Consider the following 16,896-nt stretch of genomic DNA (forward strand, 5'->3'; position numbering starts at 1 on the left):
ATAAATACTTAGGTTTCATATTTACCACAGCCGGTTTTTCAAATTGTTGAATGTGCGGCGTCGGAACACATAATGGCCGCCGATCGCAAATTCCCGCGATAGTTTTTTCAAGGAAAACGATATGAAGATCAAGCTGTTTGCGGCCGCTGCTGCCGCCCTGGTTTCGGCTGGTGCATTTGCTCAATCGAGCGTGACGATGTACGGCGTGGTCGATGCTGGCGTTGAGTGGGTGAACAAGGCGCCGGGTAACGGCGGTTCTCGTGGTGCCCTGCAGTCGGGCGGTATGTCCGGTTCGCGCTGGGGCCTGCGCGGCGCTGAAGACCTGGGCGGCGGCCTGAAGGGCATCTTCAACCTGGAAAGCGGTTTCAGTATTGATGACGGCAAGATGGGCCAAGGTGATCGTCTGTTCGGCCGTAACGCCTACGTCGGTCTGGAGGGCCAGTGGGGCCGTCTGACCCTAGGCCGCCAGCAGAACTTGCTGTATGACTTCGGTCTGCAGTACGACCCGATGGCGGTTTCGCGCTATTCGCTGGTTTCGCAGGACGCCGCCATGGCGGGCCGCGCAGACAACGCGGTGAAGTACGTGGGTACGTTCGCTGGCCTGACGGCTTCGGCGCTGTACTCGACGCGCAACGATGGTCAGGAGATTGCCGGTGCGAGCAAGCTGGGTCGCGAGTGGAGCCTTGGACTGAACTACGCGAACGGCCCGTTTGCCGTGGGTGCCGTGTATGACCAAATGAACGGGAACACGAACGTGCCCGCGGCCTACGGCATTGCATCCGACCTCAAGGTGCAACGCGCGACGATCGGCGGTACGTATGTCTACGGCCCGGCCAAGCTGTACGCGGGTTATCGCTGGCTCAACATGACCCACCCGCTGGCAACCGACTCGGTGCTGCGTTCCAACCTGTACTGGCTGGGCGCCGGCTACCAGGCGACGCCGGCTCTGACGTTGACGGGTACGGCTTACTACCAGAACTTCAAGACCACCGGCGCAGGCAATCCTTGGCTGTTTGTCCTGAGCGGCGACTACGCGCTGTCCAAGCGCACCGACGCTTACCTGAACCTGGCTTACGCCAAGAACAGCAGCAATGCAGCGTTGCCGCTGGGCGTGGCTGGCATTGGCGACGTCTTCACGAGCACGGACGGCAGCAGCAACAACCAAATGGGTGCCATGGTTGGCATTCGCCACAAGTTCTAATCGACATTCCGTCGGTCAGATAGGAGAAACCCGGGCTTCGGCCCGGGTTTTTTCGTTGGCGCATCCGTCGTGCGCTGCGACCTAGTGCAGGATCACCCGCCGCACCACGGCCACCAAGGGCGGCCGGATCGAGCGCTCGAACCCTGGGCGCAGGCGCAGCGGCTTGAGCAGCATCTTGGCCGCCATGTCGATCGGCAGATAAGAGCGCACCAGCGCACTGACGCGCGAGTTCAGCGCGCGGACATCGGCTTCGGGCACATCTTCCTGGCCGCGCTCGATGCGCAGCACATTGCGCAGGGCGATCATCGAATCTTCGTTCTTGATTTCACGCAGGCGCGAGGCGAGCGCCTTGAGCACGCGCGTGCGGCCCACGCCCTCGTGCGCGTTGCACTCGTTGAAAAAACGGAAGAAATGCTTGTAATGCCGCACCTCATCGGCGGAGATGCGGCTGGCGAGGTCTCGCAGCACCGGCTCGTCGGCATCGGCGGCGGCCTGCGCGATGGCGCGGTAGAAGGTCGCCGTCCCGGTCTCGACGACGCAGCGCGCGACCATTTCCAGCGCCTGCGTGGGCTCGAACTGGTCGACCGAACAGGTGACCGAGTATTCGTCGAAGAAGCGGGCGTAACCGCGCTCCCAATCGAACTCCGGCCAGACGGTTTCAACGTAGCGGCGCAATGCACGGCCGTGCTGCAGTTCTTCGCGTTCCCAATGGTGGATCAGCCAGTGTGCGGTTTCGGGGTGGTCGGCGTAGTACTGCGCGAGGTTGCCGGCATAGAGGTCGGAGCCGCTCTCGACAAACGAGGCACTGGCAACGAGGTAGAACAGCGTGCCGTTTTCGCGCACGCGTGCGACGTCGATGCGGTCGTAGGCGATCTCTTGGATCGACCACGGCATGCGCTCGCTCGCAGATGATGTTTCCAGATGAACCGGTGACACGGCGCTTCCTCCGTTGGCAATCTCGCAAAAGCGGGCCGCCTCTGCTATGAGAATGAAACATCACGTCTCATGTTTCAAGACAGATGTGCGCTTGCAAAGGTTCCGAAAAGCAATTTTCTGCGTGCAAAGTGCTGAATACGTCATGACGATTGCGTCACCTCGGTACGCGACGCCGGGGCAGGCACCGGGTGTTTTCGCGCGTGCCGCAAGCCATAAACGAAGGCTGCGAGCGCGACGAGGGCGGCCACAACCATCGTCCATTCGACTGCCGCATAGCCGCCGGTGGCCCGCCAGAGCAGTGCGCCCAGCCATGGCGCGCTGGCCTGCGCCAGCAGCACGGGCGTCATCATCAGCCCGTTGAGCGTAGCGTACTGGTTGCGCGAAACCAGTTCCGGCATCGCAATCGCGCGGACCATGGTGTTGATGCCGTTTGCGGCGCCGTAGACGAGCGCAAACACGATCAGCAGTGGCCCGCTGGAGAGCGCGAGCAAGACGAGCGCTGCTGCCATGGCGCCGTACGTCCACGGTGCAATGCGCACCGGGTGGGCCGGGCGCGAACGCATCATCGCTAGCCGGCCAAGCACCTGGGCCGGGCCGATGAGCGCGGCGATGAGCAACTGGCGGCTGGTCGGCACGCCTTTCTCGGTGAGCAGGGGAATCAGGTGCGCGCCCAGCACGGTGGCGACCAGGCTGGTGGCCACGAAGGCCAACACCACGGCCCAGAACACCGGCAAGCGCAGCACCATGCGCCATGCCGCGGCATGCACCGGCGCCGTCGGGTCCAGCGCTTCGGCAGGCGCGTGCACAGGCGGCCGCACACGCAGCCGCGCATGGATCGGCAGGCAGATCAGCACATGCGCCAGCGCAAAGAGTTGCAGCGTGTGCCGCCAGCCGAGGTGTTCCACGCCCCATTGCGCGAGCGGAATGCACAGCGTGCTGGAGAATCCCGCAATCAACGTAAGGCCGATGATGGGGCGTTGATACGCCTCCCCAAACGCCTGGCGCAGCACCACGAACGCCGGGTCGTAGAGCGTGGTGGACATCGCCAGGCCCATCGGCAGCCAGAGCAGCAGGAAGGCCGCCTCGTTGGCGACGAGGGACCACGCCAGCAGGCCCGCCGCCGCCAGCACGGTGCCCGCACCCATCACGCGGCGCGCCGGCCAGCGGTCCAGCGCGCGCCCGACCCAGAACGAGCACAGTGCCCACACCAGCAGCCCGAGTGAGAACCCGCCGGCCAGAAACGGCCGCGCCCAGCCGAGCGTGTCGTGCATTGGCGCCAGAAACACGGTGAAGGTGAAGTACAACGTGCCCCACGAGACCATTTGCGCGAGGCCGAGCAGCAACACAAGGCGCCGGCCCTCGGGCGAGCCCGGCGAGAACATGGGGGTCATGGAGGTGGGAGCGGTGGAGGCGGGCGGCGGGCAGATCTGCGCGGCAAAAATCCATTCTATCGGCGCAGGTTGTGGCGCGCGTGCCCCATGCGCGGGGCGCGCTCAGCGAGCGTGGCCGTCGATCAGCATCCGCAAAGCTGCCGTATCGACGATCTCGACCGTCCGGTAGTGGCAGCGTACCCAGCCGGCGCGCTGCCAGGCTTGCAGGTACTTGGAGATCGTCTGCCGCGAGCGTGCCAGCATGCGGCCCAGCTCTTCATTGCTGGCGGCCACGGTGCGGCCGTCGCCGGCGCGGGCGAGCTGCAGCAGTCGCTGGGCGAGGCGCGCATCGGCGGGCATCTCGCTGGCGTGCTCGAACTCGTCGAAGATCAGGCGGATGCGCTGGCAGAGCTGCTGCATCAGCGCCCACATGCCGGCCGGGTAGGCCGACACCACACGCGCAAACGCGGCGCTGCCCAGCAGGATCAGCGTGGTCGGCCCCTGCGCGTGGGCACTGTGCGTGCGGCCGCCGCCGTCGATGAGCGCGATCTCGCCAAACCATTCGCCCGCACGCAATACGCCATAGACGAGTTCGCTGCCGCCATCGGTCGTCCGGCTGATGCGCACGCGGCCGCGCACGATCAGGAACATACCCTGCGCGGGACCGCCGTGCGAGTGGATGCATTCGCCGTCGGGGTAGGTGATCAGGCGTGCGGTGGGCGCGATCTCGGCCAGCAGGTCGGCGGGGGCTTCCAGCAGCCAGCCTTGCGCGAGTTGCGCGGGCGTGGGAGCGGGGGCGGCGTGGGAGGTGTCTGCGGGCATGGCGGCAGGATGCGGCGAAGGCAGTCCGATCATTGTCAAACGCTTGACAGTCTGCATCCAAGCGCAGGGCAGAGAATGGTCCGCTAGCCGCGCAGCCAGCCATTGAAAACGACGCGGCACCGACGCGACCATTCTGGCGACGAAGGAGACACCCCATGACGCACCACACCACCCCGCGCGCAACGTTTTCCCACATGGAGCACGGCACCCGCGAAGACTGGGCCGCCATCTCGGCCGAGTTCATGCCCTATGCCCGTGCATTGCCCGACCGCGTGCTCGCGCACCTGAAGCTGCTCGACGGCGATTGCGGCGGTTTCCCGATCGATCGTCTCGCGCACTCTTTGCAAACCGCCACGCTCGCCTACCGTGATGGCCGCGACGAGGAATACGTGGTCTGCGCGCTGCTGCACGACATTGGTGACACGCTGGGCAGCTTCAACCACCCGGACATCGCCGCAGCCATCCTCAAGCCGTTCGTCAGCCCCGAAAACCTGTGGATGGTCGAGAAGCACGGCATCTTCCAGGGCTACTACTTCTTCCACCATCTCGGGCTCGACCGCAACCTGCGCGAGCAGTACCGCAGCCAGCCCGAACTGTTCGAGCGCACCGCCGAGTTCTGCGCCAAGTACGACGCCGCCGCCTTCATGGCCGATTACGACAACCTGCCGCTCTCGTTTTTCGAGCCGATGGTGCGACGCGTGCTGGCCAAGCCGCGCAACTCGATCTACGTAAAGGAAGGCGAAACCGAGCTGTCCCAGCCGAAAGCCGAGGCGGCTTAATGTGCCGGCCTAAGCCTTCACCACATTGACGGGTGCGCCTGCCGCCCACGCCGCCACGTTGGCGAGCGTGGTGTCGGCAATGCCCGCGAGCGCCTCGCGCGTGAAGAACGCCTGATGCGCGGTGACGATGACGTTGGGAAAGCTCAGCAGCCGCGCCAGCACATCATCCTGCAGCACATCGGCGGAACGGTCTTCGAAGAACAGATCGGCCTCTTCTTCGTACACGTCCAGCCCGAGGTGGCCGAGCTGGCCGCTCTTGAGGGCGTCGATCAGCGCGGGGCTGTCGACCAGGCCGCCGCGGCTCGTGTTGATGAGCATCGCGCCGGTCTTCATGCTGGCGAGAGCGCCGGCGTTGATCAGGTGGTGTGTGTCAGCGTTGAGCGGACAGTGCAGGCTGACGATGTCGGCTCGCGCCAGCAATTCCGGCAGCGGCACGTAGTGCACGCCCTGCGCCGCCAGCGCGCTTTGCGGAAACGGATCGAATGCCAGCAACTGGCAGCCGAAGCCCGCCATGATGCGCGCGAACACCTGCCCGATCTGCCCGGTGCCGATTACGCCGACGGTCTTGCCCGCCAGGTCGAAGCCCAGCAATCCATCCAGTGAGAAATCGCCTTCGCGCGTGCGATTGCAGGCACGGTGCAGTCGCCGGTTGAGTGTGAGGATCATGCCGACCGCGTGCTCGGCCACGGCGTGTGGCGAATACGCGGGCACGCGCACCACCGTCAGCCCCAGCCGCTGCGCGGCGGGCAGATCGACGTGGTTGAAGCCCGCCGAGCGTAGCGCGATCAACCGCGTGCCGCCCGCGGCCAGCGCTTCGAGCACGTCCGCACTGAGCGTGTCGTTCACGAACGGACACACCACTTCAAAGCCCGCTGCGAGGGAGGCCGTTTGTGCGTCAAGGTGCGCGCGCTGGAAGACGAGGTCGAAGCTGTGGCCGCCGCGCGCGCGTGAGGCACGGAAGCTGTCTTCGTCATAACGGTGGCTGCTGAAGAAGAGAATGCGCATGGTGGTGGCTCGGGCGCTTCGGCCAGCTGGAGGGGGTGGGCAACCGCGCTAGCTTACTCCCGCGCCCTGTCGGTTTGCGCGCCCTGGGCGGCCGGGCTGTTAGCATGCCGGCATCTTCAGTCTTTTCCAGCGAGTCACGCCGTGCCCCCGTCACCCGTGAGCCAGACCTTTCTCTGGCACGACTACGAAACCTTTGGCGCCGTGCCGCGCCGTGATCGTCCGGCGCAGTTTGCGGGCATCCGCACCGATGCCGAACTGAACGAGATCGGCGAGCCGGTCGAACTGTTCTGCCAGCCGTCCAACGATTGTCTGCCCGATCCGGTGTCGTGCCTCATCACCGGCATCACGCCGCAGCAGTGTGCTAAGCAAGGCATTCCGGAATACCGCTTCGCGCAGGCCATCGAGCGCGAACTGGGTACGCCCGGCACGATTGGCGTCGGCTACAACACCATCCGCTTCGATGACGAGGTCACGCGCCACCTGTTCTGGCGCAACCTGATCGACCCGTACGCACGCGAATGGCAGAACGAATGCGGACGCTGGGATCTGCTCGACGTCGTGCGCACGACCTGGGCACTGCGCCCCGACGGCATCCAATGGCCGACACACGAGGACGGCAAGCCGAGCTTCAAGCTTGAGCATCTGTCCAAGGCCAACGGGCTGGTGCACGAGGCGGCGCACGATGCGGTGTCCGATGTGCGCGCGACGATTGCGCTGGCGCGCCTGATTCGCAACGCGCAGCCGCGCCTGTTCGATTTTTGTCTTGCGCTGCGCAAGAAGGACCGCGTGGTGGCCGAGATCGGTGATGCGCCACGGCCGCTGCTGCACATCTCCGGCATGTACGGCGTGGAGCGCGGCTGCATGGCCGTAGTGTGGCCGCTGGGCGGGCATCCGACCAACAAGAACGAACTGATCGTGTGGGATTTGGCGTTCGACCCGTCCGAACTGTTCCACATGGATGTCGCCACCATCCGCGAGCGCATGTTCACGCGCACGGCCGATCTGGCCGAAGGCACCACGCGACTGCCGATCAAGTCGATCCACATCAACAAGTCGCCCATCGTGATCAGCAACATGAAGACGTTGCAGCCAGCGCAGGCAGAACGCTGGGGCATCGATTTCGCCACCATCGAGCGCCACGCCGCCATCGCCCAGGGTGCGCCGGACATGCGCGACACCTGGCGCCAGGTTTACGCCCGCGAGCTGGAGCCGATCGAAGACGTTGACCAGAACCTCTACGGCGGATTCGTCGGCAACGACGACCGCCGCCTGCTCAACGAGCTGCGCACGCTCAGCGGCGAACAGCTCGCGCGCCTGCATGCGGATTTTGCCGATGCGCGCCTGCCTGAACTGCTGTTCCACTACCGCGCGCGTAACTTCCCCGATACGTTGAGCGAGGCGGAATACGAGCAGTGGGAGCAACTGCGCGCCGAGCGCTTGTTTGAAGGCCGCGATGGCTATCTGACCTTCGAGATCTTCGGCGAACGGCTTCAGCAACTGGGCGCGGAAGCCGCGGAGAAAGGCGACGCGCGTGCCCAGACCATCCTGCAGGATCTGTACGACTACGCACAGCAGATCGTGCCGGGCTGAGCAGCCGGGCAGACGAAGCGGACGCGCGCAAAGAAAAAGCGGAGGCCGAAGCCTCCGTTTTTCATGGCGATGCTAAACGCCGATCAGGCGGCTTTCTGCGCCGCTGCCGGATCGCGCCACTGCGTCAGCAGCTTGTTCCAGCGGATGCGCGCCGCCGCCAGGTTGGCGTCCTTCACATGGCCGAAGCCGCGGATGTCCTCCGGCAGGCGGGCCAGTTCGACAGCCTGCCCCAGCTTCTGCGCCGTCAGCCCCTTCACGAGTTCATCGACCAGTGCACGGTACTCGCCGATCAGCGCGCGCTCGGTGCGGCGCTCTTCGGTCTTGCCGAAGATGTCGAACGCCGTGCCGCGCAGGCCCTTGAGCTTGGCCAGCAGCTTGAAGATGCGCATCGTGCTCGGACCGAAGCGCTGCTTGATCAGGTGGCCCTTCTCGTCGCGCTTGGCCATCATGGGCGGTGCGAGCCAGAAGTTGAGCTGGTAGTCGCGGCCGGGTTCGCCTTCGAACTGCGCGCGCAGCTTGTCGAGGAATGCCGGATCGGTGTACAGGCGGGCGACTTCGTATTCGTCCTTGTACGCCATCAGCTTCGACAGGTTGCGCACCACGGCTTCCGTGAGCGCCAGCGGCTGGCCAGCGCCAACCACGGTGGCCTCGGCGGCACGCACGCGCTCGACCACTGCGCGGAACTCAGCGGCATACGCGGCGTTCTGGTACGCGGTCAGCAGATCGACACGGCGGGCGATCAGCGCATCCAGCGAGGGCAGGGCGATGACATCGGCCTTGGCGCGTGGGGCATCGTCGGCAAGCTTGAGCACCGCATCGCGGTCTTGCGCGAGGTGGCGGCCCCATTCGAACGCGGTCTTGTTCTTCTCGACGGCCACGCCGTTGAGTTCGATGGCGCGGATGAGCGCGTCGTGCGTGAGCGGAATCCAGCCCTTCTGCCAAGCAAAGCCGAGCACCAGCGGGTTGGTGTAGATCGCATCGCCCAGCAGCCGTACGGCCAGACCAGCGGCGTCTTCAAAGGCGCAGGCGTCGCCCACGGCGGCGCGGATGTCGGCTTCTGCCGAGCTGCCCGGGAAGCGCCAGTTTGGGTTCTTGATGAAGTCGGCGGTCGGCGTCGCTGCGCTGTTGACGATGGCGCGCGTCTGGCCATACTGCACCTTCGACAGTACTTCGTCCGACGCCGAGACAATCGCATCGCAGCCGATCACGAGGTCCGCCTCGCCCATGGCGATGCGCGTGGCGTGGATCGAATCCGGACGTTCGCCGATCTGCACGTGCGAGAGCACGGCGCCGCCTTTCTGCGCGAGGCCGGCCATGTCGAGCACGGTCACGCCCTTGCCTTCGATGTGCGCGGCCATGCCGAGCAGGCCGCCGATCGTCACCACACCCGTGCCGCCCACGCCGGTCACCAGCACGCCATACGCGCGCTGGATGGCGGGCAGCTCAGGGTGCGGCAGCAGCGGCAAGCCCTCCATCGATACGCCATGCGATTCCGGCTTGCGCACCTGCGCGCCTTCGGCCGTCACGAAGCTCGGGCAGAAGCCGTTCACGCACGAGAAATCCTTGTTGCACGACGACTGGTTGATCTTGCGCTTGGTACCCAGGTCCGTTTCCAGCGGCTCGACAGACAGACAGTTCGACTTGACCGAGCAATCGCCGCAGCCTTCGCACACCGCGTCATTGATGAATGCGCGGCGTGCCGGATCCACCATCGTGCCGCGCTTGCGGCGGCGGCGCTTCTCCGTCGCGCAGGTCTGGTCGTAGATCAGCACGCTGGTGCCTTGCACTTCGCGCAACTCGCGTTGAATCGCGTCGAGCCGGTCGCGGTGATGCACGGTCACGCCTTCGGGCAGTTTGATGGCGGCGTTGTACTTCTCCGGCTCGTCCGTGACGATGACGATGCGCGACGTGCCTTCCGCATGCACCTGCGCGGCAATCTGCGGCACCGAGAGCGGACCATCCACCGGTTGGCCGCCCGTCATGGCCACGGCATCGTTGTAGAGGATCTTGTAGGTAATGTTCACCTGGGCCGCAATCGACGCGCGAATCGCCAGCAGGCCCGAGTGGTAGTACGTGCCGTCGCCGAGGTTGGCGAACACGTGCTGGTCGCTCGAGAACGGCATCTGGCCGATCCACGCCACGCCTTCGCCGCCCATCTGGCTGAAGGTGTCGGTGCGGCGGTCCATCCACACGGTCATGTAGTGGCAGCCGATGCCGGCCAGCGCGCGCGAGCCTTCCGGCACGTTGGTCGACGTGTTGTGCGGGCAGCCGGAGCAGAACCACGGCTTGCGCTCGGCGGTGATGCGCGGCTTGGCCAGCGCTTTCTCTTTGGCGTCGATGATGGCGATGCGCGAGGCAATGCGTGCGCGCACGTCCGACGGCAGCTCGAACTTCTCCAGCCGCGTGGCGATGGCGCGGGCGATCAGCGCTGGCGACAGTTCGTAGTGCGCCGGCAGTAGCCAGTTGGCCATCGGCACCGACCATTCCCCGCCGGCGTTGTCCTTTTCGTCAAACTTGCCGTACACGCGCGGGCGCACGTCGTCGCGGTAGTTGTACAGCTCTTCCTTGAGCTGGTATTCGAGGATCTGGCGCTTCTCTTCCACCACCAGGATCTCTTGCAGCCCCTCGGCGAAGGCACGCGCGCCGTGTGCTTCCAGCGGCCACACGCAGCCGACCTTGTACAGGCGGATGCCGATGCGGCGGCAGGTGTCTTCATCGAGGCCGAGATCGACCAGCGCCTGACGCACGTCCAGGTAGGCCTTGCCGGCAGTCATGATGCCGAAGCGCGCCTGCGGCGAATCGAGCACCACGCGGTCCAGCTTGTTGGCACGCACGTACGACAGGCCGGCGTACCACTTGTAGTCGAGCAGGCGGGCTTCCTGCACCAGCGGCGGATCGGGCCAGCGGATGTTCAAGCCGCCCTGCGGGATGGCGAAATCTTCAGGCAGGATGATCTGCGCGCGATGCGGATCGACGTCCACCGACGCCGACGATTCCACCACGTCCGTCACGCACTTCATCGACACCCACAGGCCAGAGTAGCGGCTCATCGCCCAGCCGTGCAGGCCGTAGTCGAGGTACTCCTGCACGTTGGACGGATACAGCACCGGGATGCCGGCCGCCTTGAAGACGTGCTCCGACTGGTGCGCCAGCGTGGACGACTTGGCGGCGTGGTCATCGCCCGCCAGCACCAGCACCCCGCCATGTGCGGACGAGCCGGCCGAGTTGGCGTGCTTGAACACGTCGATGGTGCGGTCAACGCCCGGGCCCTTGCCGTACCACATGCCGAACACGCCGCTGAACTTGGCCGACGGATACAGGTTGACCTGCTGCGAGCCCCAGACCGCCGTCGCGGCCAGATCTTCATTGAGCCCCGCCTGGAAGACGATGTTGTGCCCAGCCAGATGCTTCTTGGCCTTCCACAGAGCCTGGTCCAGCGCACCCAGCGGCGAGCCGCGATAGCCGGAGATGAAGCCTGCCGTGTTGAGCCCAGCGGCGCGGTCGCGCTCTTGCTGCAGCATCGGCAGACGCACCAGTGCCTGCGTGCCGCTGATGTAGATGCGGCCACGCTCGAGCGTGTACTTGTCGTCCAGGGAAACGGTTTCGAGCGCGCGGCGTAGCGCGTCGTTCAGGGGGGCATTCATGCGTGCTCCGTGTGGGTGTGCCGGGATCGCCGACAGCAGGTCTCTTTTGGTGCCGTCCGCGCCGCTTCTTGTGGAAACTGGCAGACAGCCGTGGGTCGAGGCATCGTAGCATCGCGTGACATTCGGAACACCGTGCAACGCAGCAAGAATGGGGGTGGGTTTTCCCTGGGTTGTGGTGCCCGGTGCACGCATGCACGGCGTTGGAAGGCGGGGTTGCACCGGTTGTGCGGTGCGTGCAACGTTTGCGGAAAAATCAGCGAACTTCGGCGAAGAAGCGGCCGCCTCGTCACGCAACGCCGCCATCCTGCGCCGTTTTCGACAACTTCGGCCCGACCCACGCAGCGCGCGAAGCCGACGATATCAAAGCCGATCAGCCAGCGACGCTCTCGATCACGTCGCGCATGCGCAGGACCAACCCATCCATCGCTTCGGCCGGCACGTTGCCGTAGCCGAGCACGAGGCCGTTGTATTGCGCAGTCAGCGTGCCGGGCAGGCAGAAGCGCGACAGCGGCCGCAGCACCATGCCGCGCTCGCGGGCCACGCGGCTGACTTCGGTGTCCGAGACCGGCGCATCGAGCCGCGTGGAAAGATGCATGCCGCCTGCGCCGCCCGAGACGGTGACGATGCCGTCCAGGTGCCGTTCGATCGCGGCTTGCAGCGCATCGCGGCGCTCGCCGTATAGACGACGCATGCGCCGCAGGTGCCGCGTGAAATGTCCTGCCTCGATGAACTCGGCCAGTGCGAGTTGCTCGGCTACGCGCCCGCGCAGCATCAGCGCACCCGCCGTCTTCTTCAACGCGGGCGCCAGCGCCGGCGGCACCACCATGTAGCCCAGGCGCAACGCCGGGAACAGCATCTTGCTGAACGTGCCGAGATAGATGACCGGCGCATCCTCGGTCAGACCCTGCACTGCGGATAGCGGCGCACCCGTGTGGCGGAACTCGCTGTCGTAGTCGTCTTCGATGATCCACGCGCCGGCTGCCCGTGCGTGCTGGATGAGCGCGAGACGGCGCTCCAGACTCATCACCGCACCCAGCGGGTATTGGTGCGACGGCGTGATGTAGATCAGTTTGGGCGGCTTGTCGCGCCAGTCTTCTTCGCGCGGGGCGAGGCCATCGGCATCCACGCTGATCGGTACCAGCCGCATGTCGGCGGCCTGCAAGGCCGCACGCGCGCCGTAGTAGCCGGGGTTCTCGATCCAGGCGGTGTCGCCCGCATCGGCCAGCGTGCGGGCACACATGTCGAGGCTGTTCTGCGTGCCATCGGTGATGAACACCTGCGCCGCGTCGCAGCGCACACCGCGCGAAACGCGAAGGTATTCGGCCACGGCTTGACGCAAGGCGACGTTGCCTTCGACCGGGCCGTAGCCCATCTGCGCGGGACCGATGCGGCGCCATCCGCGTTCCATGCAGCGGCGCCATTGCGTCAATGGGAATGCATCCAGCGCGGGCGCGCCAGGCAGGAAGGGCAGCAAGTCATCCATGCCGCCGCGCGGGCGTTCGAGGTCTTTCACGCGGCGCGATAGCGCGGGCGGGACGTCCGGCGCCTGCGCGGGCGTCTGCTGCAGGCCAACGCGCGCCACCACCGTGCCTTGCCGTCGGCTGAGTACGAAGCCCTCCGTGGCGAGCTGCTCGTAGGCGTAGAGCACCGAGTTGCGCGCGATGCCCAGCTCTTCGGCCAGCGAGCGCGAAGGCGCCAGGCGCGTGCCTTCCTCGATCTGTCCGCTCAGGATGGCGGCACGCAGGCAGGCATACAGCCGATGTTGTTGCGAGGCGCGTGCCACGCCTTCTCCGTGCATCGCGGTTCGTTCGTAATTCGACAGCAGCACGCCGTAATCCATCGTGGCTCCAAGACTCTGCATTTGGGTGGGTCTATGCATGGTGCCACGGTTTTTTTATCGTCGGCACATCGATTCACGTTTCGGAGCCTTGCATGTCGACCACAGCACCCACCGCGCGTACCCGCGTGCGCCGCGTCGCGCACCGCGGCCATTACGACCGCACCACGCTGCACGCCATCCTGGACGCAGCCTACGTCTGCCACATCGCCTTCGCCGACGAGCACGGCGTGCACTGCATCCCGACCGCGTGCTGGCGCGAGGGCGACCACCTCTACATCCACGGGTCCAACGGCAGCCGCATGCTCAAGCTGGCCGGCAGAGGCGCGCAGGTCTGCGTGACCATCACGCACATCGACGGCCTGGTGCTGGCCCGCTCGGCGTTCAACCATTCGATGAACTACCGCTCGGCTGTCATCTACGGCGCGTTTGAAGTCGTGCCCGACGCGCAGAAGCCTGCCGTGCTCGATACCTTCATGGAAGTCCTCGCGCCCGGCCGTTCGCAACAGGTACGGCCTGGCAATGCCAAGGAACTCGCCGCCACGACAGTGCTGCGCATTCCGCTGGATGAGGCCGCCTGCAAAGTCCGCACAGGTGGCCCGAAGGATGATGCTGAAGACCTTGACCTGCCCGTGTGGGCCGGTGTGCTGCCGATGGCCCTGCTGCCGCTGCCGCCCGTGGTGGATGCGGCGCCTGCGGGTACGCCCGACTACGTGCAGGAGTGGAAGGACAGTGCACGTGCGCCTGCTGCGGATGCGGTGATGTCGTGACGGCTGCTGTCGGTATGGCCGAGGGTTGATTGTTGGGGGTAAGGGGTTTTGTTTTGGCCCTAGTGGCCCATCTTCCTTTCGTACCCTGCCGGGCACGACCTACTTTTCTTTGTCTTGCCAAAGAAAAGTAGGCAAACAAGAAATCAGTGCACCAGTTGGTTGATCTCAATAATTGGCATCAACACCGCCAACACGATCAACAACACCACCACACCCATCGTCAAAATCAGCGCCGGCTCCAGCAGCCCAGTCAGGAACAAAGTCCGACGTTCAAGCTCTTGAGCTTCCCCTTGCGCCGCGCGCTCAAGCATCGCGGGTAGGTTGCCCGTCGCCTCGCCCGAGCGGATCAAATGCACCAGCACAGGTGGAAACTGATTCTGCGCCGCCAACGCCCGCGCCAGCGAAGTCCCTTCCCGCACCCGCGTGGATGCATCCTCCACGTTGGTCTTGAGCGCAACGTTATTCAGCGTTTCACCCGCGGCCTGCAAGCCACGCAAAATCGGCACACCGGCACTGGTCAGAATGGCCAGCGTGCTCGCAAACCGCGCGGTGTTGTAGCCGCGAACAAGTTTGCCGAACAGCGGCGCCGTCAGCAGCCACTTGTGCCACGACAACCGCAATGCCGGTTGCTTGAGCAGATTGCGGACCAGCACGCCGATCGCCACCAGCACGATCGCTGCCAGCCAGCCCCAGTTCCGCACAAAATCGGACAGCCACAGCATGATGATCGTGAGCGTCGGCAGCTTCTGCTTGGTGTTGGCAAACACGCTCACCACCTGCGGCACCACGTATGAAAGCAGGAAGATCACGATGGCAAACGCCACCACCGTGACGATGGCCGGATACGTGAACGCCAGCTTGATCTTCGAGGTGAGCGCGTTGCGGCTCTCGATGTAATCGGCCAGGCGCGAGAGCACGAGGCCGAGGTTGCCCGAGTGCTCGCCCGCCGAAACCAGCGCGCGGTAGATGTCCGGAAAATCCTTCGGATGCTGCGCCAGCGCGACTGACAACGAGCTGCCGCCCACCACTTCCGCACGGATGGCCGCGAGCAGCTCGCCGACGTACGCACGTTCGGCCTGATCGGCCAGCGCGGCCAGCGCTTCATCGAGCGGCAGGCCCGCCACCAGCAGACTGGCGAGCTGGCGCGTGACGAGCGCGTTTTCCTGCGCCGAGAGCCGCTTGCCGAAGCTCGAGCCGCCGCGCTTGGTGGCCTGCGCGCCCAGCGCGTCGACCACCAGCGGCGTCAGCCCGCGTGCGCGCAGCAGCGTGCGCGCCTGACGCGCGCTGTCGGCTTCGATGACACCCTTGTCGGTCTTGCCGGCGGCGTCGGCGGCTTCGTAGCGGAAGGCTGGCATGCGCTATTCGTGTAATCGCGCCTTAGTCGCGTGTAACGCGCAGCACTTCTTCCAGCGACGTGGCGCCCGTGTCGATCCAGCGCTGTGCATCCATGCGCATGGTCTGCATGCCCTGGCCGATGGCGAACGCCTTGATCTCGGATTCTGCAGCCTGGCGGTGGATCATGGTCTGGATCTCGGGCGTGACGGTTAGCAGTTCGTACACGCCGGTGCGGCCCTGGTAGCCGGAGTTGCTGCAACGGTCACAGCCGACGTGATGCCACACCGATTTGCGTGCCGGTGCGGCCGGTGCCACGCCGTCCGCAACCGGGGTGCCGGCCACGGCTTCCACTTCCGCTGGCGTGAGTTCGAGCACTTCTTCGCGGCGGCAATGCACACACAGGCGGCGTACCAGCCGCTGCGCCAGCACACCCAGCAACGACGACGACAGCAGGAACGGCTCGATCCCCATGTCGATCAGGCGCGTCACGGCTGAAGCGGAATCGTTCGTGTGCAGCGTCGCCAGCACCAGGTGGCCGGTGAGCGACGCCTGCACGGCAATCTGCGCGGTTTCCAGGTCGCGGATTTCCCCGATCATCACCACGTCCGGGTCCTGGCGCAGGATGGCGCGCAGGGCCTTGGCGAACGTCATGTCGATCTTCGGGTTGACCTGCGTCTGGCCAATGCCGTCGAGGTCGTATTCGATCGGGTCTTCCACCGTCATGATGTTGGTGGACGCCGCATCGAGCCGCGACAGCGCCGCATACAGCGTGGTCGTCTTGCCCGAGCCCGTGGGGCCGGTGACCAGCACGATGCCGTGCGGCTGGTTGATGAGGTGATCGAAGCGCGCGAGCGTGCCGGCGCCCATGCCGAGCTTGCCGAGGTCGAGCCGGCCGGCTTCCTTGTCGAGCAGACGGAGCACCGCGCGCTCGCCGTGCCCGGTGGGCAGGGTGCTCACACGCACGTCCACTGGGCGACCGCCCACGCGCAGCGTGATGCGGCCGTCTTGCGGCAGGCGCTTCTCTGCGATATCGAGCTGCGCCATGATCTTGATGCGCGAAATGAGCGCACCGTGCAGCGCCTTCTTGGGGCGCACCACATCGCGCAGCGTGCCATCGACGCGGAAGCGCACGACGGATGCATTCTCGAACGGCTCGATGTGGATATCCGAGGCACCTTCGCGCGCGGCCTGCGTGAGCAGCGCGTTGATCATGCGGATGATCGGCGCGTCGTCTTCGGATTCGAGCAGGTCTTCCACGGCCGGAATGTCCTGCATCAGGCGCGAGAGATCGACTTCGCCCTCCACCTCACCCACCACCTGGGCCGCGCTGCCGTCCTGCGCGTTGTAGGCCGTCTGCGTGGCAGTGGACAGCGTCGCCCTGTCGAGCGTCACCAGGTGCAGGGCGCCGAACACCCGGCCGAGTTCGGCCAGCGCCGTGCGCGAGGTTTCCGGGCAGACCCACACCTCCAGCGTGTCGACGTCCTGGCGGGCGACGAGCAACTTGGCGTCGCGCGCAAACGCATACGGCACCAGCCGCACGGCTGACTGCGAGGGCGGCTCGAGCGTGCTGACGTCGGCGGTAGGAGCTTGCGTTGCCATGGTTCGTC

12 protein-coding genes are annotated in these 16,896 nt (G+C 65.7%); 4 read left to right on the plus strand and 8 right to left on the minus strand.

Annotated elements, in window-relative coordinates; all coding sequences use genetic code 11:
• Positions 1–121: 121 nt before the first annotated feature.
• On the plus strand, positions 122–1,201 hold the full coding sequence (locus R2N16_RS13615) for a porin (RefSeq protein ID WP_316666268.1): 1,080 nt from the start codon (positions 122–124) through the stop codon (positions 1,199–1,201).
• Positions 1,202–1,282: 81 nt separating this feature from the next.
• Here R2N16_RS13615 and R2N16_RS13620 read toward each other — a convergent pair whose 3' ends face one another.
• From R2N16_RS13620 to R2N16_RS13630, 3 genes are all read right to left on the minus strand, one after another.
• A complete protein-coding gene (locus R2N16_RS13620) occupies positions 1,283–2,095 on the minus strand; it encodes a ferritin-like domain-containing protein (protein WP_316666269.1) in 813 nt (270 codons plus the stop codon).
• Between the two features lie 182 nt (positions 2,096–2,277).
• Positions 2,278–3,528, minus strand: a complete 1,251-nt coding sequence (locus R2N16_RS13625; RefSeq protein WP_316666270.1) for an MFS transporter — start codon at positions 3,526–3,528, stop codon at positions 2,278–2,280.
• 102 nt (positions 3,529–3,630) lie between these two features.
• The gene (locus tag R2N16_RS13630; protein WP_316666271.1) at positions 3,631–4,362 is read right to left on the minus strand and encodes a Crp/Fnr family transcriptional regulator; all 732 of its coding nucleotides are present in this window, start codon (positions 4,360–4,362) and stop codon (positions 3,631–3,633) included.
• 122 nt (positions 4,363–4,484) lie between these two features.
• Between R2N16_RS13630 and R2N16_RS13635 the strand changes: the two genes are divergently transcribed.
• On the plus strand, positions 4,485–5,108 hold the full coding sequence (locus R2N16_RS13635; protein WP_316666272.1) for an HD domain-containing protein: 624 nt from the start codon (positions 4,485–4,487) through the stop codon (positions 5,106–5,108).
• Positions 5,109–5,117: 9 nt separating this feature from the next.
• Here the strand turns inward: R2N16_RS13635 and R2N16_RS13640 are convergent, their stop codons facing one another.
• Positions 5,118–6,113: a 2-hydroxyacid dehydrogenase gene (locus R2N16_RS13640; RefSeq protein ID WP_316666273.1), complete on the minus strand. Its 996-nt coding sequence runs from the start codon at positions 6,111–6,113 to the stop codon at positions 5,118–5,120.
• Positions 6,114–6,254: 141 nt separating this feature from the next.
• On the opposite strand from R2N16_RS13640, the gene sbcB reads away from it, so the two are divergent.
• A complete protein-coding gene (gene sbcB / locus R2N16_RS13645) occupies positions 6,255–7,703 on the plus strand; it encodes an exodeoxyribonuclease I (RefSeq protein WP_316666274.1) in 1,449 nt (482 codons plus the stop codon).
• Between the two features lie 83 nt (positions 7,704–7,786).
• On the opposite strand, the gene R2N16_RS13650 is transcribed toward sbcB, so the two are convergent.
• Positions 7,787–11,347: an indolepyruvate ferredoxin oxidoreductase family protein gene (locus R2N16_RS13650; protein ID WP_316666275.1), complete on the minus strand. Its 3,561-nt coding sequence runs from the start codon at positions 11,345–11,347 to the stop codon at positions 7,787–7,789.
• Between the two features lie 370 nt (positions 11,348–11,717).
• Positions 11,718–13,187 carry a MocR-like pyridoxine biosynthesis transcription factor PdxR gene (pdxR, locus tag R2N16_RS13655; protein WP_316666276.1) on the minus strand — a complete coding sequence of 490 codons (1,470 nt, stop codon included), beginning with the start codon at positions 13,185–13,187 and terminating at the stop codon, positions 11,718–11,720.
• Positions 13,188–13,279: 92 nt separating this feature from the next.
• Between pdxR and R2N16_RS13660 the strand changes: the two genes are divergently transcribed.
• Positions 13,280–13,954: a pyridoxamine 5'-phosphate oxidase family protein gene (locus R2N16_RS13660; protein ID WP_316666277.1), complete on the plus strand. Its 675-nt coding sequence runs from the start codon at positions 13,280–13,282 to the stop codon at positions 13,952–13,954.
• Between the two features lie 143 nt (positions 13,955–14,097).
• Here the strand turns inward: R2N16_RS13660 and gspF are convergent, their stop codons facing one another.
• Both gspF and gspE read right to left on the minus strand, forming a co-directional pair.
• A complete protein-coding gene (gene gspF / locus R2N16_RS13665; protein WP_316666278.1) occupies positions 14,098–15,309 on the minus strand; it encodes a type II secretion system inner membrane protein GspF in 1,212 nt (403 codons plus the stop codon).
• Positions 15,310–15,331: 22 nt separating this feature from the next.
• Positions 15,332–16,888, minus strand: coding sequence for a type II secretion system ATPase GspE (gene gspE / locus R2N16_RS13670; protein ID WP_316666279.1), 1,557 nt, complete (start codon positions 16,886–16,888; stop codon positions 15,332–15,334).
• Positions 16,889–16,896 lie beyond the last annotated feature (8 nt).

The organism is Ralstonia psammae, assembly GCF_958405935.1.
GTDB lineage: Bacteria > Pseudomonadota > Gammaproteobacteria > Burkholderiales > Burkholderiaceae > Ralstonia > Ralstonia psammae.